The following is a 21,771-nucleotide window of genomic DNA, read 5'->3' as shown; positions in this document are numbered from 1 at the left end:
CATGTCGAAGTTGCGTCCGGCGCTGCGCTACGCCGTCCTGCTCCTGATCACCGCGATCTTCGTGACTCCCCTGGTCTGGATGCTGCTGACCTCGGTGAAGACCTACGACGACGCGCAGCAGGTCCCGCCGGGCTGGCTGCCGAACCCGTTCTCCACCTACGGCTACGACCAGATCCTGAACAACGCGGCCAACCCGGTGCTGCGGTGGTTCCTCAACAGCATGTTGGCGGCCACCCTGCACACGCTGCTGGTGCTGGTCACCGCGTCGATGGCCGCGTACGCCCTGGCCCGGATGCGGTTCCGGGGCCGCAGGGTGCTGTTCGCGCTGATCGTCGGCACCCTGTTCCTGCCGCCGACCTCGCTGATCATCCCGAACTTCATCATCGCCGAGCGGCTGAGCTGGATCGACACGCTGACCGTGGTGATCGTGCCCGGCGCGGCCAGCGCGTTCGGGGTCTTCTTCCTGCGCCAGTTCTTCCTCTCCATCCCGGCCGAGCTGGAGGAGGCCGCGGTGCTGGACGGGGCGAACCAGTGGCAGATCTTCCGCCAGGTGCTGCTGCCGCTGTCGAAGCCGGCGCTGGCCACGCTGGCGGTGCTGTCGTTCCTCACCAACTGGAACGACTTCCTCTGGCCGGTGTACGTGCTGTTCAGCCCGGAGCGGCTGACCCTGCCGGCGGGCCTGGGCCTGCTCCAGGGCGCGTACGTGACCGACTACCCGGTCATCATGGCCGGCGCGATGCTGGCCAGCGTGCCCGTGCTGATCCTGTTCGTGCTGGCGCAACGGCACGTCATCCAGGGCGTCTCCCGCAGCGGCCTGAAGGGATGACCGGCCGGCGACTCCGGCGACGCGGCGCGGCGGCCCTGGCCGCCGCGCTGCTCGTCGCCGGCTGCGACAGCGGACCCACCCCATCGAGTACGCCGGAGGACGCGCGCGTGTTCACCAACCCGGTCGTCCGCAGCGACGCCCCCGACCCGCAGGCGATCCGGGTCGGCGAGACCTGGTACCTGTTCCACACCAACGCCGGCGGGCGTAACGTCCCGGTGCTCACCTCACCCGACCTGGTCGAGTGGACCCCGGCCGGCGACGCGCTGCCGGAGTTGCCGGACTGGGCGGACGCGGGCAAGACCTGGGCGCCCGAGGTGATCCAGCTCGCCCCGGACCGGTTCGTCCTCTACTACACCGTGGCCGACCGCGCCTCCGGCCGGCAGTGCCTGGGCCGGGCGAAGGCGAGCACACCGCTCGGCCCGTACGTCGACGACTCCGCCGGGCCGCTGGTCTGCCAGGCGGACCTGGGCGGCTCGATCGACGCCAGCCCGTTCCGGGACACCGACGGCAGCCTGTGGCTGCTGTGGAAGAACGACGGCAACGCGATCGGGGTGGACACCTGGCTCTGGTCGCAACGCCTCTCCCCGGACGGGCTGCGGCTGACCGGACCGGCGGCGAAGCTGCTGAAGCAGACCGAGCCGTGGGAGGGCACCCTGATCGAGGGGCCGTTCCTGCACCGGCACGACGGGAAGCTGTTCCTGTTCTTCGCCGCCAACGCGTACGACAGGGACACCTACGCCGAGGGCTACGCGGTGTGCGAGGGGCCGGCCGGGCCGTGCGTGAAGGCGCCGGAGAACCCGATCCTGAAGAGCAACGACGTGGCGTCCGGGCCGGGGCACGCCTCGATGGTGGAGAAGGACGGGCGTACCTGGCTGATCTACCACGCGTGGCCGCCGGGGCAGGAGGGCACCACCGACCCGGGTCGGCAGGTGTGGCTGGACGAGATCGTCTGGACCGACGGCAAGCCGGTGCTCAAGGGCCCCACCGGGTCCGCCCAGCCCCGCCCCTGAGGAAGGAAGGGCCCCCTTTTAACGCCTCCGGTAGAGGAAGGGCCCCTTCTTAACACCGGGGTGTTAAGAAGGGGCCCTTCCTTTCAGGGGCCCGCCTCAGGGGGTGGGGGCGGGCTCGGGGGTGTCCGAGGAGTGCTCGCGGCGGGCCAGGCGGTTCTTGCGGTGCCCGTAGCCGAAGTAGATGATGCCGCCGAGGACCATCCAGGCCAGGAACCGCAGCCAGGTCTCCACCGACAGGTTCAACATCAGGTAGAGGCAGGCCAGCGCGGAGACGATCGGCAGCACCGGCGAGAACGGCACCTTGAACGGCCGGTTCAGGTCGGGCCGCCGCCGGCGCAGGATCGGCACCGCGATCGAGACCAGCACGAACGCGCAGAGCGCGCCGATGCTGACCAGGTCGGCCAGCGCGGAGAGCGGCAGGAAGCCGGCGAGCAGCGCGACCCCCACGGTCATGATCGCGGAGATCCGGTACGGGGTGCCCCAGCGCGGGTGCACCTTGGCGATCGAGGGCGGGATGAGCCCGTCCCGGGCGATGGCGAAGCCGATCCGGCCCATGGCCACCAGGTCGACCAGGATCACGCTGGTCAGGCCGGCGATCGCGGCGATGGAGACGAGCACCGCGGCCCATCCGGCGCCGGCCGCCTTGAACGCGGACGCGATCGGCGCGCCCTCGTCGATCTCGGTGTACTTGACCATGCCGACGACGACCAGCGAGACGCCGATGTAGAGCACGGTGGAGATCAGCAGCGTGCCGAGCAGGCCCAGCGGCAGGTCCCGCTTGGGCTTGCGGGTCTCCTCACCCAGGTTCGCCACGGCCTCGAACCCGGTGTACGCGAAGAACACCACGGCGGCGGCGGTGAGCACGCCGGCGAAGCCGAAGACGGAGGGTTCCATCCCGAAGATGGCCTGGGTCACCGGCTGCCGGATCCCGTCCTCGCCGGCGCCGGCCGGCTCGCTGGACGGGACGAACGGGCTGAGGTTGGCCGCCTTCACGAAGAACAGCCCGGCGATGATGATGAAGGCACAGATCGCCACCTTCACCAGGACCAGCAGGTTGGTCACCCGGGCGGACTCCCGGATGCCGACGATGCCGATCGCGCCGAGCACCAGCACGATGGCGATCGCGCCGAGGTTGACGATGCTGCCCTCCTCGGCGAACCAGGCGCTGGGCAGGCCGACGAGGTCGGCGAGGTAGCCGGACCAGCCCCGGGCCACCACCGCCGCGCCGAGCGCGAACTCCAGCAGCAGGTCCCAGCCGATGATCCAGGCGACGATCTCGCCCATGGTCGCGTACGCGTAGGTGTAGGCGCTGCCGGCGGTCGGCACGCTGGCGGCCAGCTCGGCGTAGCAGAGCGCGGCGAGCAGCGCGACCACCCCGGCGATGCCGAAGGAGATCACCACACCCGGGCCGGCGCTGTTCTTCGCCTCGATGCCGGTCAGCGTGAAGATGCCGGTGCCGATCACGATCCCGATGCCGAAGCCCATCAGGTCGAACGAGCCGAGCCTGCGGCGCAGCCCGGGCTTGCCGTCGCTGCCGTCGGCGTCACCCTGGGCGAGCACGTCCTGGATCGGCTTGGTCCGCAGGACTGACATGGATCACCTCCCCCACGGTGTGACCACCTCGGTGGCGGTCCGTGACCGGCCAAGCTACCCAGCCCTCCCCCTGCCCAATCCAGCACCAGGAGTGTCGGTTCGGTCACGATGCGAAACGTGGCGGGGCTCACCGGGAGCCGCCGGCCGGACCGGACGCATCGATCCGGCGCGGAGGTCTTGCGCCGCGTACGGATTGATGAAAGTTTTCTACCGGTGACTTGAGTCACGCGGCGAATCTTGCCGTCCCACCGGACCCGACGAAGGGACCGCACCGCATGAAGGCAACTCGGCTGGGAGCCGCCGCGCTGGCCGCGGCGCTGCTCGGCGCGCTGGTCGCCGGCAGCCCGGCGCAGGCCGCGCCGGCGCCCACCTCCACCGACACGACCTCCACCGACTGCGTCACGAACCCGGCCACGCCGAAGCGGCAGTTCCGGGCCATGTGGATCGCCTCGGTGACGAACATCGACTGGCCCAGCAAGGACTCCTGGACCGCGCCGGACCAGGTCGCCAAGCAGAAGGCCGAATACCTGGCCTGGCTCGACCTGGCCCAGAAGCTCAACCACAACGCCGTCGTGGTCCAGGTCCGCCCGACCGCGGACGCGTTCTGGCCCTCGCCGTACGAGCCGTGGTCGGAGTACCTGACCGGGGTGCGCGGCCAGGACCCGGGCTGGGACCCGCTGGCCTTCCTGGTCGCCGAGTCGCACAAGCGGAACCTGGAGTTCCACGCCTGGTTCAACCCGTACCGGGTCTCCATGCCCGCGCCCGGCGGCGCCGGCGCCGACCTGTCGAAGCTGGCGCCGAACAGCCCGGCCCGGCAGCACCCCGACTGGGTCTTCGCCTACCCGCCCGCCGGCGTCGCCGGCAGCCGGCTCTACTACAACCCCGGCATCCCCGAGGTCCGCGAGTTCGTCCAGACCGCGATGATGGACGCGGTCACGCGGTACGACGTCGACGGCGTGCACTTCGACGACTACTTCTACCCGTACCCGAGCGGCACCTGGCAGGTGCCGGACGACGCCACGTTCGCGCAGTACAACCGCGGCTTCACCGACAAGGCCGACTGGCGGCGGGACAACATCAACCTGCTGATGCAGGAGATGAATGCCAAGATCAAGGCGGCCAAGCCGTGGGTGAAGTTCGGGGCCAGCCCGTTCGGGATCTGGCGCAACGCCTCGGCCGACCCGAACGGCTCGGACACCACCGGCTCGCAGTCGTACGACATCATCTCCGCCGACACCCGCAAGTGGATCAAGGAGGAGTGGATCGACTACGTCGTGCCGCAGCTCTACTGGTACATCGGCCAGTACCCGGCGGCCGACTACGCCCGGCTGGTGCCGTGGTGGGCCGAGCAGGTGCGCGGCACCCGCGTCCAGCTCTACATCGGCCAGGCCGACTACAAGAGCGGTGAGCCGGCGTACGGGTCGTTCTGGATGAACCCGCAGGAACTGTCGAACCACCTGACGTTGAACCGGTCCTACCCGGAGGTGCTCGGCAACGTGCACTTCTCGGCGGTGCAGGTCCGGGCCAACCGGCTCGGCGCCACCGACATCTACGCCGCCGAGCACTACTCCCGCCCGGCACTGGTGCCCACGATGACCCACCTGCCGCACAAGCCGCTGCTGTTCCCGGTGGTCACCAGGGCCCAGCGGGAGGCGGACGGGGTGCGGCTGAGCTGGCGACAGCCGGCCGACGGCAGGGGCCCGCTCGGCACCGCCACGTCGTACGCGATCTACCGGTTCGACGGCCTCGGTCTGGCCGGTCGCTGCGACTTCGCCGACGCCTCCCACCTGGTCGGCACCGTCCGGGCCACCGACGGCGCCACCCAGTCCTGGGTGGACACCACGGCGGCCGCCGGCACCCGGTACACCTACTACGTGACCGCGCTGGACCGGCTGGCGAACGAGAGCCCGGCGAGCCTGCCGCGCTTCGTCCGCTGATCCCCACCGGATGCCCCCGGACCGCCACGGCGGCCCGGGGGCATTCGTCTGTTTGGGCGGATGTCAGCGAGCCGTTTCCCGCGCCATCGCCCCCCGTCACCCAATTGATCGACACTTGTCGAAATCCGGAGATCCCGGGTTGTCACCCGTCCCGACGCCCACCCCGCGGAGGTCCCCGTGTCCCGTCGCCTCGCCACCGCCCTCGCCGCCGGAACGCTCGCCCTGCTCACCCTGCTCGGCCTGGCCACACCGGCCGCCGCCGCGGTGAGCACCCAGCAGAAACTCTCGGTGCTGTCGTCCTGGACCCAGACCAGCGCCTCCAGCTACAACGCCTGGAACAGCGCCCGGCTGAACAAGACCCCCTGGGCCGAGTACGGCTTCGACTGGTCCACCGACTACTGCTCGTCCAGCCCGGACAACCCGCTCGGCTTCACCTTCAACCTGTCCTGCTACCGGCACGACTTCGGCTACCGCAACCACAAGGCCATGGGCATCTTCCCGGCCAACAAGTCCCGCCTCGACAGCGCCTTCTACGCGGACCTGAAGCGGGTCTGCGCCACCTACAACTCGGTGGTCCGACCGGCCTGCTACAGCCTGGCCTGGACCTACTACCAGGCGGTCAGCATCTTCGGCTCGGTCGCCGCGGTGCAGCAGGCCGACCTCGACCGCGCCGCCCGGATGAAGGCCGACGCCGAGCGCCGCGCCGCCGTCCGCGGCTGACCCGCCGCCGGGCGGCCCTCGCCGGGCCGCCCGGCCGGCGTGCCCGTGGCCCGGGCCCGACCCGGCGTCGCCGGCCCGCCGGTTAACCTGTCGTGCCGCCGTGGTCGGGCCGGTCAGCCCGTCGTGCTGCGCGGCTCGGCGGCCGGCCGGGGGCCGGCGGTGGGCGTCCCGAACCGGGGCGAGTCCGCCGCCAGGTCGGGGTGCTCGACGTGCAGGGCCAACGCCGCCGCCTCGTCCAACCGCAGGCCGGCCCCGGCGGCGTAGGCCGCGTCGAACGCCTCGTCGCCCAGCGCCCGGCGCAGCTCCGCCTGCCGGCCCAGCCAGTACGGCCCGTGGATGCCCGGGGTGGCCCGCAGGTTGGCCCGGGTGGCCTGGGCCGCGCCGAAGAGCCGGGCGGCGGACACCGCGTCCCCGGCCAGCGCGCAGCGCACCGCGATCGCGTTGATCGTGTCGCAGGCCCGGCCCAGGTAGCCGTGGCTCATCCGGGACCGCAACGCCACCAACAGGTGCTCGTGCGCGGCCACCAGGTCACCCCGGGACAGCGCCACCATGCCGAGCAGCATGTCCACCGAGCGGCGGCCCCGCTCGACCGGCCGGGCCGCCTCCACCGGGCGGGCCGCGCCGAGCAGCTCGGCCGCCTCGTCCAACGCGCCCCGGCGCCAGAGCAGCTCGGCCAGGTTGTAGACGGCGAGCAGCGCGTCCCCGACCACGTCCTGCGCGTACGCCCAGTCGATCACCTCGCGGCAGACCCGCTCCGCCTCGGCGAACTGTCCCATGTCGACCAGCGGCGCGGCGCGACCGGCCAGCACCCGGGCCAGCAGCCCCCGGTCGCCGGCCTGCCGGGCGGCCGCCTCGGCCCGCTGCGAGTAGCGCAGCTCCTCGGCGAACTCCCCGTCCGCCCCGGCGTGCAGCGAGTGCATGTGGTAGGCCGCGGCCAGCTCCGCCTCCGGGATCGCCTCCCCGGTCTCGGCGATCCGCCCGTAGAGCCGGAACAGCCAGAGCCGCCCCTCGCGGGCCAGCCCGCGCTCCCGCCACCACTGGTCCAGACCACCGGCCAGGTGCAGGCCCGACCGGGCGCTGCCGCCGGTGGCGCACCAGCGCAGCGCGGCCCGCAACTCCCCGGCCAGCGGGTCGAGCGCGTAGAGGGAGAGCGTCACCGGGCGACCGTCCGGGCCCAGGTGCGCCCGGTCCAACGCGTGCCGGGACCAGGCGACGTGCCGGTCCCGGGCGCTCTGCTCCTCACCCGTCTCGATCAGGCGACGCGCCGCGTACGCCCGGATCGGGTCCAACATCCGGTAGGTGCTGCCCGACGCGTGCGGCTCGGCCAGCACCATCGACTTGTCCACCAGCACCGACAGCGGGTCCAGCGGATCCTCGTCCAGCAGCCACTGCACGGTCGGCAGGTCCACCGGGCCGGCGAAGACCGCCAGCCAGCGCAGCAGCCGCGCCGAGCGCGCCCCCAGCGTGCGGTAGGACCACGTCACCGTGGCCTGGATGGTCAGGTGTCGTTCGCTGGCGGAGCGCTGCACCGCCCGGCTCGCCGGGCTCGGCGGGGCGGCGCCGGTCGCGGCGGCCACCAGGTCGACGGTGTCCTGCTGGTTGCCGCTCCAGCCGGCCTCCACCGGCGGCGGCTCCGCCGCCTCCCGGCCGGCGTCCAGCGTGCCCAGCATGTCGTCGAGCCGCTCGGCCAGCTGACCCGCCGACAGCACCCGCAGCCGCGCCGCGGCCAGCTCGATGGCGAGCGGCAACCCGTCCAGCCGCCGGACCACCCGGCGCAGGTCGGCCTGCTCCGCCGGATCCGGCGCCCGGCCACCCCGGGCCGCCGCCGTCCGGTCCAGCAGCAGGGCCACCGCGTCGCTGGCGCCCCCGCCCGGCTCCTCGTCCACCGACAGCGGCGGGATCCGCCACACCACCTCACCGGGTACGCCGAACGACTCCCGGCTGGTCGCCAGCACCCGCACGCCCCGGCCGCCGGCCAGCAGCCGGGAGATCACCTCGGCGGACGCGCCCGGCTGGGCGTCGCACGTGTCCAGCACCACCAGCATCCGGCGCGGCGCCGCGTACTCGACCAGGGTGTCGACCATCGGCCGGCCCGGCTCCGGGCGCAGGCCGAGCACGGCGGCGATCTCGAACGCCACCAGCCCGGGATCGGTCACCGCGGCGATGTCGACGAACCACACGCCGTCCGGATAGTCCTCGACGATCCCGGAGGCCAGCTCCACCGCCAGCCGCGTCTTGCCGGCGCCGCCCGCGCCGAGCACGGTCACCAGCCGGTACGCCTCGACCAGCCGACCCAGCTCGGCGCGCTCGAAGTGCCGGCCGACGAACGAGGTGGCCGGGGTGGGCAGGTTGTGCGCCGCCGCGTCGGCCGTACGCGGTCGCGGGAACCGCCGTTCCAGACCGGGCGCGACGAGCTGGAACAGCCGCTCCCGGTCGTCGAAGCCGCGCAGCCGGTGCAGACCGAGGTCGAGCAGGGACGCGCCGTCCGGCAGCGGGTCGGCGAGCCGGGCGGTGGCCGCCGAGCAGAGCACCTGCCCGCCGTGCGCCGCGGCGGCCACCCGCGCCGCCCGGTGCACCTCGGGGCTGGCGTACTCGCCGTCGCGCGGCTCGGCGTAGCCGGTGTGCAGGCCCATCCGCACCCGGGGCGTGGCGTCGGGGTTGGGCCAGTTGTGCCCGACGAGCGCGCGCTGCGCGGTCATGCAGGCGTGCACCGCGGCGGCCGCGTCCGGGAAGGCGAGGAAGAACGAGTCGCCCTCGGTCAGCAGCTCCGCCCCGTCGGTGCCGGCCAGCGTGTCCCGCAACAACCGGCGGTGCTCACGCAGCACGGGGCGGTAGACCGGCCCGAGCATCCGGGCCATCCGGGTCGAGCCCTCGATGTCGGTGAACACGAAGGTCACCCACCCGCTGGGGAGGTGGATCCGTGGCGACATACGTCGAACCTCCGCCCGCTGACGTCGGGTTCATGCTGCCCTATGATCGCGTCGTCACGCATCGTGAGAACGGTCGGGCCGATTCCGACTCAAGGTGCCAAAGGATCACACGGGCGGCAAGCCCCGGATCGACCGGCGGGCCGGCTGAGGGGGTCGCGTCAGCAACCGCAGGCGCCGCCGCAGCAGCCGCCACCGCCGCCGGGCGCGGGGGCCCCGCCCACCGGGCCCGACCCGCCGCGACCGGTGAAGGCGACGGTGGACAGCAGCTTCACGGTGTCCGCGTGGCCCTGGGGGCAGGTGGCGGGCCGGCCGGCCTCGGCCATCGGACGGTTGACCTCGAAGGTGTCGCCGCAGGCGCGGCAGCGGAACTCGTACCGGGGCATGCGGCCAGCGTACGGCCGGGCCTGACGTCGTCGCACCGATGGGTGATACTCGACGGGTGGTGGACGGCGAACGGCGGAACACGGCCCGGCCCCTGCGACCCGCCGCGCCGCCAGACGGCGGCGCCGGGCCGGTCCCTCGCCCCCGCCGTGCCTCGTCCGGCTCCTCCGTTCCCGAGAAGACTCCCTCCACAGCGGAGTCCACTCCCGCGGGCAAGTCGATGTCCGCTTCCAGGCCGGCGTCCAGCGAAAAGTCGGCGTCCACGACCACGTCGACATCCGCGACGGAGCAGGCGTCCACGACCGAGCCGGCGTCGTCCACGGCCGAGCCGGCATCCACGAGCGAGCCGGCGTCGTCCACGGCCGAGCCGGCATCGGCGGGCGAGTCGGCCGGTGCCGGGCAGCCCGGCGTCGGTGGCCGGCGGCGGCGGATGCCCTTCGCCCACGCGGGCCCGGTGCGACCCCGGCAGCTCGCCGTGGGCGCCGCCCGGGCCACCCGGGACTGGTCCCGCCGGCCGAGCGGGCGCACCACCCTGCCGGCCATGTTCCTGCTCGCCCTGGTCGGGGCCGCCACCGCGGCCGGCGCGGTGCTGGTGCCGGCCGCCGTCCGCAAGCCGGAGCCGGTCGCCGTGGAGGCCACCTCGGCCGCACCGGTCTTCGGCGTGCCGCAGACCGCCCCGGCGCCGGGGCTGACCGGCGCGCCCGTGCTCCCCGGGCCGACCGGCCCGCCGGGCGGCCTCGGGCCGTCCGGCACACCGCTGCCCGGTGGCGTGACCACCGCCCCGGCGCTGCCGACCGGCCGCCCGGCCGACGCGCTGGCGGGTTGGGCCCAGCGGGTCAGCGGCACCACCGACGTCCCGGCGGTGGCGTTGCAGGCCTACGGCTACGCCGAGCTGGTGCTCGCCCAGACCCACCGCAGCTGCCAGTTGAGCTGGACCACGCTCGCCGCGATCGGCTATGTGGAGTCCCGGCACGGCACCACCGGCGGGGTCACGCTGCTGCCCAGCGGCCTGACCTCCAAGGAGATCCGGGGCGACGCGCTCGACGGGCAGGGCGGCCGGTCCCGGATCCTCGACACCGACCAGGGGCAGCTCGACGGCGACCGGGTCTACGACCGGGCGATCGGCCCGATGCAGTTCATCCCGGGCACCTGGCAGGAGATCGGCGCGGACGCCGACAACGACGGCGTGAAGAACCCGCACGACATCGACGATGCCGCGCTGGCCGCCGGCGAATACCTGTGCAAGGGCGGCCGGAACATGACCATCCCGGGTGACTGGTGGGGCGCGATCCTGTCCTACAACGATGTGCGGCGCTACGCCCAGGACGTCTTCACCAAGGCCGACGAGTACGGGCGGCGCAGCGGCACGTGACGTGACGGCTCGCGTACATTCGCGGACTCAACCCTTCCCCCGGGCAGCGGTTGACGGCAAGCTAGACGGGTGATGGTGCGCGAGTGGGACCCTCGGACCGCGTCGTCCGCCGAGATCGCGTCGCTGCTGGACACGCTGAACGCGGTCCTGGCGGCTGATCTGCCGCAGGATCCGCCCTGGCGGGAGAGCTCCATGCGGGAATACCTGTCCGAGGTGATGCCCGGCGAACGACGGATCTCCTGGATCGCCCAGGACGACCCGGCCCCGGACGGCACCCCCGGTGACATCGTCGGGCACGTCCACGTGCTCCTGCTCGGCGGGATCGGTGTGCTGGAGGTGCTGGTGCACCCGGCGGTCCGGCGCACCGGGCTCGGCCGCGAGCTGGTGCGGGTGGCCGCCCGCCGGGTCTGGGACGAGGGCTTCCAGTCGATCGGCGTCGAGGTGGTGGGCGACACCCCGGCCGTCGCGTTCTACGAGGCGCTGGGCTTCACCCGGGAATACGTGGAGACCCGCAGCGTGCTCGACCTGAGCACGGTGGACTGGCCGGCGCTCGCGGAGATGGCCACCGAGGTCGGCGCGGGCTACCACGTCGAGTTCTGGCCGGGCGGCCCGCCGGACACGCTGATCGAGGCGTACGCGCGGGCGAAGGCCGAGGTGCGCGACGTGGACGACGGCGAGCTGCGGCCCAGCTCCTACGATCCCGAGCGGCTGCGGGACAGCCTCGACACGCTGCACCGGCGGGGCATGAAGCCGTACATCGTGCTGGCGTTGCACGAGCAGACCGGCGAGGTGGCCGGCCTGACCGAGGTGGTGGTGCCGGCACAGCACCCCACCCGCGCCGACCAGTACGACACCATCGTGGTCCGGGACCACCGGGGCTACGGCATCGACCGGGCCATCAAGGCCCGGATGCTGCTGGAGTTGCGCTCGGCCGAGCCCGAGGTGGCCGAGGTGCAGACCTGGAACGCGCAGGCCAACGAGTCGATGCTCAAGGTCAACGCCGAGTTGGGCTACCGCACCGACCGCGACTGGTGTGAATACGGTGTGGACGTCGCCGAGCTGGTGCACCGGCTGGACAGTCACCGCTGACACCTGTTCACCAAACGGCTGCCCGGGGGATGGACGTCGGACGGCCACGCCCCTTAACGTGCGTTAGTTCCCCGCCCACCCATCGTGGAGGCTCCATGCGCCCGCGCCGCACAATCGCCGCGCTCGCGACCACCGCCGCCGTCACCGTCACGGCCATCGGTGTCGCGCCCCCCGCGGCCAGCGCCGCGCCCACCGACCTGTTCATCTCCGAATACGTCGAGGGGTCGTCCAACAACAAGGCCGTCGAGCTGTACAACGGCACCGGCGCCCCGGTCGACCTGGCCGCCGCCGGCTACCAGCTCCAGTTCCACTTCAACGGCGCGACCACCTCCACCAACGTGGCGCTGACCGGCACCGTCGCCGCCGGGGACGTGTTCGTCTTCGCCGCCGCGTCGGCCGGGCCGGCGATCCTCGCCCAGGCCGACCAGACGTACGCCGGCTCGCTGTTCAACGGCGACGACGCGATCGTGCTGCGCCGGGGCGAGACCGTCGTCGACTCCCTCGGCCAGGTCGGCGTCGACCCGGGCACCGAGTGGGGCGGCGGGCTCACCAGCACGGCCGACAACACGCTGCGCCGGCTGCCCTCGGTGACCGCCGGCGACACAGACCCGTCGGACCCGTTCGACCCGGCCGCCCAGTGGGCCGGGTTCGCCACCGACACGTTCGACGGGCTGGGCAGCCACAGCGTCGACGGCGGCGGCCCGGTCGACCAGCCGCCGACGCTGACCTGTGGCGGCGCGCTGACGCTGGAGGCGGGCGCCACGGCCACCCGGGCGGTGACCGCGACCGACGCCGACGACACGGTCACCGACCTCGCGGTCACCTCGGTCGCGCCGGCGCCCGCGAGCGGCTCGATCAGCCGTACCGCGTTCACCCCGGCGACGGCGGCCGGCGGCACCGCCACCGCGACGCTGACCGCGACGGGCCTGCCGGCCGGCAGCTACGCGGTCACCGTGACCTCGACGGACGCCGAGGGCGGCACCGCCACCTGCACGCTCACCGTGCAGGCCACCAGCGTGCTGTCGGTGGGCGAGGTGCAGGGCCGCACCGCCGACGACGAGAGCGGCCGCACCGACCGGTCGCCGCTCGCGCCGGCCAGCGGCAACGGCACCAGCACCCTGCTGTACGACGTCCGGGGCGTGATCACCGGCAAGTCGCTGACCCGCACCTCGGCCGGGGCCGACCAGTGGGGCTTCTACCTGCAGAGCCGGCTCGGCAGCGAGGACGGCGACCCGCTCACCTCGGACGGTCTGTTCGTCTTCATGGGCTCGTTCACCACGCTGATCGGCGGCTACGCCCCCACCGTCGGGGACGAGGTCGTGCTGCGCGGGCGGGTCTCGGAATACTTCAACCAGACCCAGCTCTCCGGTGCCTCGCTGGTGCGCAAGCTCGACTCCGGGCTCGACGTGGACACCGCGGTCCGGGTGGCCGACGCGGTCCCGCCGGCCGAGGCGGACGCCGCCGACCTGTTCTGGGAGCGGCACGAGGGCGAGCGGATGCGGGTCCGGGCCGGCAGCGGTGTCTCCGCGCCCCGGCACATCTACTCCTCCACCGCCGACTCCGAGATCTACGTGCTGGACCGGGAGGACCCGGTGATGAAGCGGTCCGACCCGTACGCCCGCCGGGTGTTCCGGGACGCGCACCCGCTGGACGACATCCCGGGCACGCTCTTCGACAACGGCAACAACCAGCGGATCCTGCTGGGGGCCGGTGGCGTGAAGGCGACCGCCGGTGACTCCCGGGCGCTGCTGCCCGAGGCGCGCACGTTCGACACGCTCACCGAGGACGCCTACGGCTCCGTCTCGTACGCGTTCAGCAAGTACAGCGTGCAGCCCGAGCAGCTCACCCTGACCGGCGGCGCGGACCCGGCGGAGAACAACCCGCCACGCCCGGCGGACCGGACCAGCGAGGTCGCGGTCGCCACCTACAACGTGGAGAACCTGTACGACTACCGGGACGACCCGTTCGACGGCTGCGACTTCGCCGGCAACAGCGGCTGCCCCGGCGTCAGCCCGCCGTTCGACTACGTGCCGGCCAGCCCGGAGGCCTACACCGCCAAGCTGGGCGTGCAGGCGCGGCAGATCGTCAACTCGCTGCACAGCCCGGACCTGATCCTCGTGCAGGAGGCCGAGGACCAGGACATCTGCTCGGTGGTCGACGGCAACCTCACCTGCGGGGACACCAACAACGCCGACGGCGCGCCGGACACGGTGCAGGAGTTGGCGTTGGCCGTGGCGGCGAACGGCGGTCCCGCCTACGCCGCCGCGTACGACCGCACCGGCGCGGACGCCCGGGGCATCGCCTCGGCGTTCCTCTACCGCACCGACCGGCTGACGTTGGCCCAGGCCACCGCCGCCGACCCGCTGCTGGGCTCCGCCCCGACGGTCACGTACCGCTCGGCCGCGCTGCCGTCGAACGCGGACGTGCAGAACCCGAAGGCGTTCAACGCGGTGCTCCCCGAGGATGTGGACCGGTCCACCGGGGTGGACGGCAGCAACGTCTACACCCGCGCGGCGCAGCTGGCCCGCTTCACCGTCCGGGCGGCGCCCGGCTCGACCGAGAACTTCACGCTCTGGGCGGTGGCCAACCACTTCTCGTCCGGCCCGGACAGCCGGGTCGGGCAGCGCCGGGAGCAGGCCGCGTACGGCGCGGCGATGGTGCGGGCGGTCGAGGCGTCCGACCCGTCCGCCCGGGTGGTCTACGGCGGCGACCTGAACGTCTTCCCCCGCCCCGACGACCCGATCGCGACCGGGCAGAACCCCACCCCGTCGGACCAGCTCGCCCCGCTCTACCAGGCCGGCCTGCACAACCTTTGGGACGATCTGGTGGCGGACGCGCCGGCGGCGGCCTACTCGTACACCTTCAGCGGGCAGGCCCAGACGCTGGACAACATGTTCGTCAACGACCCGATGCACGACGACCTGGTGCAGGTGCGGACGGCGCACATCAACGCCGACTACCCCACCGACGCCGGGCAGCTGGGTGACCGGGGTGCCAGCGACCACGACCCGACGGTGGCCCGGTTCCGCTCCCGCGCCGCGCTGCGGGTGGCCGACGCCTCCGTCACCGAGGGCGACAAGGGCACCCGCACGATGACGTTCACCGTCACCGTGTCCCGCCCGCTCTCCGAGCCCGCCCTGCTCTGTGCCGCCACCTACGGCACGACCGCGCAGGCCGGGACGGACTACGACCCGTACGTGGGTTGCCGGGTGCTGCCCGCGGGTCGGACGTCGCTGGACTTCCCAGTCACCGTGCGCGGTGACCGCAAGCGCGAGGCGGACGAGCGGCTCACGCTCTACGTGGCCGGCGTGCCGGGGCTCCGGCTGGCCGACCCGTCCGGCGTCGGGACGATCCTGAACGACGACTGAGCGCCACCCCTCACGGCGGCCCGTCGTCCGGCTCATGGCCGGATCGGCGGGCCGCCGCGGTTCCGGCGGAGTCGGCCACCCACGGAGTCGTCCGGATCATTACCGGCGCGTCCTCGGCCGGTGAGCGAAGTTGCCAGGAGGTGCCGCCGGAGGCAGGCAGGAATGCCACCCACCGGCCGAGTCGGCCAATCCCCGCCGCGCAGGAGTTGGTTGATCCCCGAGGCACGCCTTTCGAGCTGAGTCGTTCGTGATATCGCACGGCCACCTCCGGCCTGGCCGAGCCACCTCCGTCCCCATGATCGACGCCACTTCGCCGAGATGGCACCGTCCGGCCCGCCCGGACATCGCCACTTCGCCGAGGTAGCGCCCTGTCTGGTGGCCGACCCGGCGGCGGTAGCCGGCCCCGGTCAGGTAGCGCGTGCACTGAGTCGTTTCTGATATCAGCTCGAAAGGCGTCGAGAAGAGGTCCGGTCCGGCCGAGCGGGGCCGGCGGGCGGAGCGATCAGCCGACGGGTGGGTCACAGGTCGCAGAGGCGGCAACCGGAGCGGATGCCGTCGAGCGCGACGTGCAGCTCGGCGATCCGCCGCTCCGCCTCGCCGGCACTGGTTCGTCGGACACGCCGGCCGTACGGTCAGTAGCGCTCGCGGAGCAGCTGGGCCGCCTCGACCGCCCAGTAGGTGAGGATGATCTGCGCGCCGGCCCGGCGGATCGAGGTGAGCGTCTCCAGCATGACCCGCTCCCGGTCGATCCAGCCGTTCGCGGCGGCGGCCTCGACCATCGCGTACTCGCCGGAGACCTGGTAGGCGGCGACCGGGACGTCCACCGCGGCCCGGACCGCCGACACCACGTCGAGGTAGGGCAGGGCCGGCTTGACCATCACCATGTCGGCACCCTCGGCGACGTCCAGCGCGACCTCACGCAGCGACTCCCGCAGGTTCGCCGGGTCCTGCTGGTAGCCACGCCGGTCGCCCTCCAGCGCCGACTCCACCGCGTCCCGGAACGGGCCGAAGAAGGCGGAGGCGTACTTGACCGCGTACGCGAGCACCGCGACGTCCTGGTGCCCGGCGGCGTCCAGGGCCCTGCGGACCACGCCGACCTGGCCGTCCATCATCCCGGACGGCCCGACCACGTGGACCCCGGCGTCGGCCTGGGCGACCGCCATCTCCGCGTACGCGGCGAGCGTGGCGTCGTTGTCCACGCCGCCGTCGGGGGTGAGCAGGCCGCAGTGCCCGTGCGAGGTGAACTCGTCCAGGCACAGGTCGCTCATCACCACTGTGGCGTCGCCGACCTCGGAGATCACGTCCCGGATGGCCACGTTGAGGATGCCGTCCGGGTCGAGGCCGCCGGAGCCGGTCTCGTCCCGCGTCGACGGCACCCCGAACAGCATGATCCCGCCGACCCCGGCCTGGACCGCCTCGACGGCCGCCTTGCGCAGCGAGTCCCGGGAGTGCTGGAGCACCCCCGGGAGCGACGCGACGGCCCTCGGCTCGGTCAGCCCCTCCTTGACGAACATCGGCACGACCAGTTCGGCCGGGTCGACGCGGGTCTCGGAGACCAGCCGCCGCACGGCCGCGTTGCGACGCAGCCGGCGGGGCCGGATCTCGGGGTACGGCATGGGGATGCCTCCTGTCAGCGGAACCTCAGGGCGGTCGGGCCCTGCACCTTCGAGCCGCGGCGCTGCTTCGCCGGCATGGCGGCGAGCTTCTCGCGCAGCTCGACGGCGTAGGCGGCGAGCGCCTCCACCAGGTCGGGGACCGAGGCGTGCGGCGGCTGGACGTCGACCCGCAGGCCGAACTCCGTCGCGGTCTCCGCCGTCTTGGGCCCGATCACGGCAACAACGGTACGCGCGTGCGGCTTCCCGGCGATGCCGACCAGGTTCCGCACCGTGGAGGACGAGGTGAAGAGCACCGCGTCGAACCCGCCCGACTTGATCGCGTCGCGGATCTCGGCCGGCGGCGGCGCCGCCCGCACGGTCCGGTACGCGGTCACGTCGTCGACCTCCCAGCCGCGCTCGGTGAGGCCGGCCGCGAGGGTCTCGGTGGCGATGTCGGCGCGCGGGAGCAGCACCCGGCCGACCGGGTCGAGGATCTCGTCGTGCGGCGAGAACTCGGCCAGCAGGCCCTCGGAGGACTGCTCCCCGGCGGGGACCAGCTCCGGCTGGATGCCGAACGCGCGGACCGCGTCGGCGGTCGCCTCACCGATGCAGGCGATCTTGACGCCGCCGAAGTGCCGGGCGTCCAGGCCGTGCTCGCCGAACTTCTCCCAGACCGCCCGCACCGCGTTCACCGAGGTGAAGATCACCCAGGCGTAGCGGCCGTCGACCAGGCCCTTGACCGCCCGCTCCATCTGGGCCGGGGTGCGCGGCGGCTCGACCGCGATGGTCGGCACCTCGCACGGGATCGCCCCGTACGCGCGCAGCCGCGCGCTCATCGCGCCGGCCTGCTCCTTGGTGCGGGGCACCAGCACCTTCCAGCCGTACAGCGGCCGGTTCTCCCACCAGCTCAGCTTGTCGCGGTCGGTGACGCCCGCGCCGACGGTGAGCACCACCCGGCCGGTGAAGCCGAGCGCCGCCGCGACGAAGGAGTCGACGCTCGACGTGGTGGTGTACTGCGTCTCGCCGGTGCCGTCCCCGGTCACGCCGACCGGGGTGGTGCCGTCGATGCCGGCCGCCAGCAGCCCGTCCCGGACGGCGGCGAGGTCACCGGCGTCCACGGCGAGCGCCAGCGAGCCCCGGCCCACGGCCGCGGCGAGCGCGTCGAAGTCCAGCGTGGTGACGTCCTCGACGTCGGCGGCGGTGCGTACGCCCGGCAGCGGGACGCCCGCGTAGGTGGCGACGCCCTCGGCCTGGCCGACGCCCGGCACCACCTCGAAGTGCGCGGCGGTGCGCGCCACCGCCTGCACCTCCTTGACCACCGAGTCGTGGCCGAACGGGTCACCGGCCACCAGGTGCACGGCGTTCTGCCCGGACCGGGCCGCGGAGATCAGCACCTTCGCCACGTCCCCGGGCACGCCCTCGGCGGGGCTGAACTCGGCGTCGGACCTGGCCTGGGCGCGGACGTGGGTCAGCAGCGACTCGGGGACTCCCCGGTCGTACACCACGTGGTCGGCCTCGACCAGGGCGTCGAGCGCCCGGCGGGTCAGCAGGCCCGGGTCGCCGGGGCCGGCCCCGACGAAAGCGATCCGGCCTACGGGCTTACGGGTGCGGGTCATTCTGTGCTCCCAAGTTGCTGGGTCCCCGGGCCGGTGTGTCCTTCTTGGCCGAGGATCGAGTCGGCGCCGAGTTCGAGGAGTTCGGCGGCGAGTGCCTTGCCGATCTCCGCCGCGTCGGCGGGCGTTCCGGTGCGGGACAGTCGGAGGTCACGGGTACCGTCCGGGCTGATCACCGCACCGCGCAGGTAGATCTCCTCACCGGTCTCACCCTCGGCGAGTTCGCCGTAGGCGGCCACCGGTGCGCTGCACCCGGCCTCCAGGGTGGCCAGCAGCGCCCGCTCCGCGGTGATCGCGGCGCGGGACGGCGCGTGGTCGAGCAGCGCGAGCAGCTCGACCAGGTCCTGGTCGTCGGCCCGGCACTCCACCGCCAGCGCGCCCTGGGCGGGCGCGGGCAGCATCAGCATCGGGTCGAGCGTCTCGGTGATGACGTCGGCGCGCCCGATCCGGGTGAGCCCGGCCCGGGCCAGCACGACGGCGTCGAGGTCGGCGTCCGGGCCGAGCACCCGGCCGAGCCGGGTGTCGATGTTGCCCCGGATCGGGGTGACCTCGAACTGCATGCCCAGCGCGTGCAACTGGGCGATCCGGCGCAGCGCGCCGGTGCCGATCCGCGCGCCGGGCGGCAGCTCGGCGAGCGTACGGCCGTCCGTGGCGACGAGCGCGTCGCGCGGGTCCTGCCGCGGCGGCACCGCAGCGATGTGCAGGCCGGGCGCCGCCGCGGTGGGCAGGTCCTTGTACGAGTGGACCGCGAAGTCGATCTCCCGGGCGGTCAGCGCGTCGCGCAGCGCGGAGACGAAGACGCCGACACCGAGCCGGTGCACCGGGGCGGAGGAGCGGTCGCCGGCGGTCACCACCTCGACCAGCTCGACCGGGCGGCCGGTGGCCGCGGTGAGGGCCTCGGCCACGTGGCCGGACTGGGCCATCGCCAGGGTGCTGCCCCGGGTGCCGAGGCGCAGGGGGGCGGTCATCGCGCACCTCCGGTGGGCGGAACGTCGGCCGCGTCGAACGACGAGCGGCCGTCGAGGTCGGTGGCGACCACGTCGGGGACGGTGTCGACCGGGGACGTCTGCGGAACTTCCAGGTCGAACAGCTCGCGCAGCAGGGCCGCGTACTGGTTGCCGCCGGGCTCGGCGGCGAGCTGGCGGACCCGTACGGTCGGCTGGTGCAGCAGCCGCTGCACGACCCGGTGCACGGTGCGGGCCACCTCGGCGCGCTGGTCGTCGCTGAGGTCGGGGCGGCGCTGGCCGAGCCGGCGCAGCTCGGTGGTGACCACGTCGTCGGCCCGGCCGCGCAGGGCGGCCACGGTCGGGGCCACGTCGGCGCCGCGCAGCCAGCTCAGGAACGCCTCGACCTCGCCGGTGACGATCCGGGTCACCTCGGCGGCGTCGGCGGCGGCCGGCCCGTCGGCGAGGATCGCCGCCATCCGGTCGATGTCGATCACCTCGACGCCGGGCAGCTCGGCGACGCCGGCCTCGACGTCACGCGGGACGGCCAGGTCGAGCAGGACCAGCGGGCCCCGGTCGGCGTCCCGGCGGGACAGCGCCCGGGTCACCACGTCCCGGGTGAGCACCGGCTCGGTGGCGGCGGTGGCGGCGACCACGACGTCCACCGTGGCGAGCGCCTCGACCAGCTCGGCCATCGGCACGGCGGTCGCGCCGTACGACTCGGCGAGCCGGACCGCGCGGGCGGCGCCGCGGTTGGTGACGGTGAGCGGGCCGGCGCCCTGCCGGGAGAGGGTGGCCACGCCCAGCGAGCCCATCGCCCCGGCGCCGACCACCATGGCGGGTCGCCCGGTCAGGTCGCCGTCGAGCAGGTCGGCGGCGAGGTCGAGGGCGGCGGTGACCACGCTCTGCCCGGCCCGGTCGATGTTGGTCTCGGCGTGCGCGCGCTTGCCGACCCGCAGCGCCTGCTGCATCAGCTCGTGCAGCAGGCGGCCGGCGGTGTCCGCGCCGGTGGCCGAGTGGTAGGCGTCACGGAGCTGGCCGAGGATCTGCGCCTCGCCGACCACCATCGAGTCCAGCCCGGCGGCGACCCGGAACACGTGGTCCACGGCGGCGGCGTCGTAGTGCACGTAGAGGTGGGGGGCGAGCGCCGCCGGCGGGCAACCGGCCTGCTCGGCCAGGACCGCGCAGATGTCGCCGAGGCCGCCGTGGAAGCCGGAGACGGCGGCGTAGACCTCGACCCGGTTGCAGGTGGAGACCAGGGCGGCCTCGGCCACGTACGGCTGGGCGACCAGCCGGTCCAGCGTGCGGGTGAGGTCCGCGGGCGGGACGGCCAGCTGTTCCAGGGTGGCGACCGGGGCGGTGCGGTAGGACGCGCCGACGACGAGCAGTTTCACGTGCCGATCGCCTCCTGGGTGTCGGTGGCCGCGAGCCCGCCCGGCAGGGCGGCCAGGCCGGGCCCGCCGGTGGCGGGCAGCGCGGTCAGCGACGCCTTGCGGTGCTCGTGGAAGGACAGGATCTGCAGCTCGATCGCGAGGTCGACCTTGCGCACGTCGACCCCGTCCGGGACCGAGAGTACGCACGGCGCGAAGTTGAGGATGCTCGTCACGCCGACGGCGACCAGCTCGTCGGCGACGGCCTGGGCGGCCGGCGCCGGAGTGGCGATGACGCCGATCGAGATCGACTCCTCGGCCACGACCCGGGACAGCTCGTCGACGTGCCGGACGACCAGGCCGTTGATCTGCTCGCCGACCCGGGAGGCGTCGGCGTCGAGGAGCGCGGCGATGCGGAAGCCGCGGTTGGCGAAGCCGTCGTAGCCGGCCAGGGCGTGACCGAGATTACCCACGCCGACCAGCGCCACCGCGCGGCACTGGGTGAGCCCGAGGACGGACTCGATCTGGTCGATCAGCAGCGCCACGTCGTAGCCGACGCCGCGGGTGCCGTAGGAGCCGAGGTGGGACAGGTCCTTGCGGAGCTTGGCGGAGTTGACGCCGGCGGCGCTGGCCAGGCCCTCGCTGGACACCGTCTCGTGGCCGGCGTCGGCGAGCGCGTGCAGCGCGCGCAGGTATTCCGGGAGCCGGGACACGGTCGCCTCGGGCAGGTCCGGAAGCGCCGGTACGGCACCGGTGCGACCGGGCGCGCCTGGTTGACGGTGCTGGCTCATGAGACTCCGTGCGGTGCGATCCTCGACCAGCGACGGGGGCCGGTCGTTTCGGGACTCCCGCTGGCGACCGAGATTGCCGGCTGTGCTAGCAGGGCGCGTCGGAACTACAGAGTAGGCGCTTGTGAAGAGGTGCACAAATCGCGATCTTGCTGACTCGCGACGCGCCTTCACCTGCTCCTCCATTCCTACAAGATCGATCAATCGCGCTGCATGGGCGGCGCGTGGCGATTAT

General features: G+C 73.5%; 15 protein-coding genes. 7 read left to right on the top strand and 8 right to left on the bottom strand.

The features are described 5' to 3' along the window. Position 1: 1 nt before the first annotated feature. Together GA0070622_RS05505 and GA0070622_RS05500 are read left to right on the top strand one after the other, a co-directional pair. A complete protein-coding gene (locus GA0070622_RS05505) occupies positions 2 to 826 on the top strand; it encodes a carbohydrate ABC transporter permease (protein WP_091569455.1) in 825 nt (274 codons plus the stop codon). Beyond that, a complete protein-coding gene (locus GA0070622_RS05500; protein WP_091569451.1) occupies positions 823 to 1,836 on the top strand; it encodes a glycoside hydrolase family 43 protein in 1,014 nt (337 codons plus the stop codon). Before GA0070622_RS05505 ends, GA0070622_RS05500 begins: the two co-directional genes overlap by 4 nt. Positions 1,837 to 1,932: 96 nt before the next feature. Here the strand turns inward: GA0070622_RS05500 and GA0070622_RS05495 are convergent, their stop codons facing one another. Next, on the bottom strand, positions 1,933 to 3,429 hold the full coding sequence (locus GA0070622_RS05495; RefSeq protein ID WP_091569447.1) for an amino acid permease: 1,497 nt from the start codon (positions 3,427 to 3,429) through the stop codon (positions 1,933 to 1,935). A gap of 275 nt (positions 3,430 to 3,704) precedes the next feature. Between GA0070622_RS05495 and GA0070622_RS05490 the strand changes: the two genes are divergently transcribed. Beyond that, entirely contained in the window at positions 3,705 to 5,366 is a 1,662-nt protein-coding gene (locus tag GA0070622_RS05490; RefSeq protein WP_091569442.1) for a glycoside hydrolase family 10-like protein, read from the top strand. A 177-nt stretch (positions 5,367 to 5,543) separates the two neighbouring features. Further along, complete coding sequence (locus GA0070622_RS05485) at positions 5,544 to 6,086, top strand: phospholipase (RefSeq protein WP_091569438.1); 543 nt, start codon at positions 5,544 to 5,546, stop codon at positions 6,084 to 6,086. A 113-nt stretch (positions 6,087 to 6,199) separates the two neighbouring features. Here the strand turns inward: GA0070622_RS05485 and GA0070622_RS05480 are convergent, their stop codons facing one another. Continuing rightward, complete coding sequence (locus GA0070622_RS05480; RefSeq protein WP_091569434.1) at positions 6,200 to 9,016, bottom strand: ATP-binding protein; 2,817 nt, start codon at positions 9,014 to 9,016, stop codon at positions 6,200 to 6,202. A 158-nt stretch (positions 9,017 to 9,174) separates the two neighbouring features. After that, positions 9,175 to 9,399, bottom strand: a complete 225-nt coding sequence (locus tag GA0070622_RS05475) for an FmdB family zinc ribbon protein (RefSeq protein ID WP_091569430.1) — start codon at positions 9,397 to 9,399, stop codon at positions 9,175 to 9,177. A 38-nt stretch (positions 9,400 to 9,437) separates the two neighbouring features. Here GA0070622_RS05475 and GA0070622_RS05470 point away from each other — a divergent pair, with 38 nt between their 5' ends. From GA0070622_RS05470 to GA0070622_RS05460, 3 genes are all read left to right on the top strand, one after another. Then, on the top strand, positions 9,438 to 10,769 hold the full coding sequence (locus GA0070622_RS05470) for a lytic transglycosylase domain-containing protein (protein ID WP_425412753.1): 1,332 nt from the start codon (positions 9,438 to 9,440) through the stop codon (positions 10,767 to 10,769). 72 nt (positions 10,770 to 10,841) lie between these two features. Next, positions 10,842 to 11,858, top strand: coding sequence for a GNAT family N-acetyltransferase (locus GA0070622_RS05465; RefSeq protein WP_091569421.1), 1,017 nt, complete (start codon positions 10,842 to 10,844; stop codon positions 11,856 to 11,858). Between the two features lie 95 nt (positions 11,859 to 11,953). After that, positions 11,954 to 15,226 carry a lamin tail domain-containing protein gene (locus tag GA0070622_RS05460; protein ID WP_091569418.1) on the top strand — a complete coding sequence of 1,091 codons (3,273 nt, stop codon included), beginning with the start codon at positions 11,954 to 11,956 and terminating at the stop codon, positions 15,224 to 15,226. 632 nt (positions 15,227 to 15,858) lie between these two features. Here the strand turns inward: GA0070622_RS05460 and hemB are convergent. Genes hemB through GA0070622_RS05435 form a run of 5 tightly spaced genes read right to left on the bottom strand, consistent with a single transcriptional unit; the run spans position 15,859 to position 21,539 of the window. Next, on the bottom strand, positions 15,859 to 16,842 hold the full coding sequence (hemB, locus tag GA0070622_RS05455) for a porphobilinogen synthase (RefSeq protein WP_091569414.1): 984 nt from the start codon (positions 16,840 to 16,842) through the stop codon (positions 15,859 to 15,861). A 14-nt stretch (positions 16,843 to 16,856) separates the two neighbouring features. After that, positions 16,857 to 18,437 carry a bifunctional uroporphyrinogen-III C-methyltransferase/uroporphyrinogen-III synthase gene (locus GA0070622_RS05450; protein WP_091569409.1) on the bottom strand — a complete coding sequence of 527 codons (1,581 nt, stop codon included), beginning with the start codon at positions 18,435 to 18,437 and terminating at the stop codon, positions 16,857 to 16,859. Beyond that, positions 18,434 to 19,402 carry a hydroxymethylbilane synthase gene (hemC, locus tag GA0070622_RS05445; protein ID WP_091569405.1) on the bottom strand — a complete coding sequence of 323 codons (969 nt, stop codon included), beginning with the start codon at positions 19,400 to 19,402 and terminating at the stop codon, positions 18,434 to 18,436. Before hemC ends, GA0070622_RS05450 begins: the two co-directional genes overlap by 4 nt. Continuing rightward, positions 19,399 to 20,772: a glutamyl-tRNA reductase gene (locus GA0070622_RS05440; protein WP_091569400.1), complete on the bottom strand. Its 1,374-nt coding sequence runs from the start codon at positions 20,770 to 20,772 to the stop codon at positions 19,399 to 19,401. Before GA0070622_RS05440 ends, hemC begins: the two co-directional genes overlap by 4 nt. Next, entirely contained in the window at positions 20,769 to 21,539 is a 771-nt protein-coding gene (locus GA0070622_RS05435) for a redox-sensing transcriptional repressor Rex (protein WP_091569396.1), read from the bottom strand. The genes GA0070622_RS05440 and GA0070622_RS05435 overlap by 4 nt, the downstream gene beginning before the upstream one ends. Positions 21,540 to 21,771: the final 232 nt, after the last annotated feature.

The sequence above is a fragment of the Micromonospora sediminicola genome (assembly GCF_900089585.1).
Classification (GTDB): domain Bacteria; phylum Actinomycetota; class Actinomycetes; order Mycobacteriales; family Micromonosporaceae; genus Micromonospora; species Micromonospora sediminicola.
Note: the sequence above shows the minus strand (reverse complement) of the source record. Positions and strands in the feature narration are given on the sequence as shown.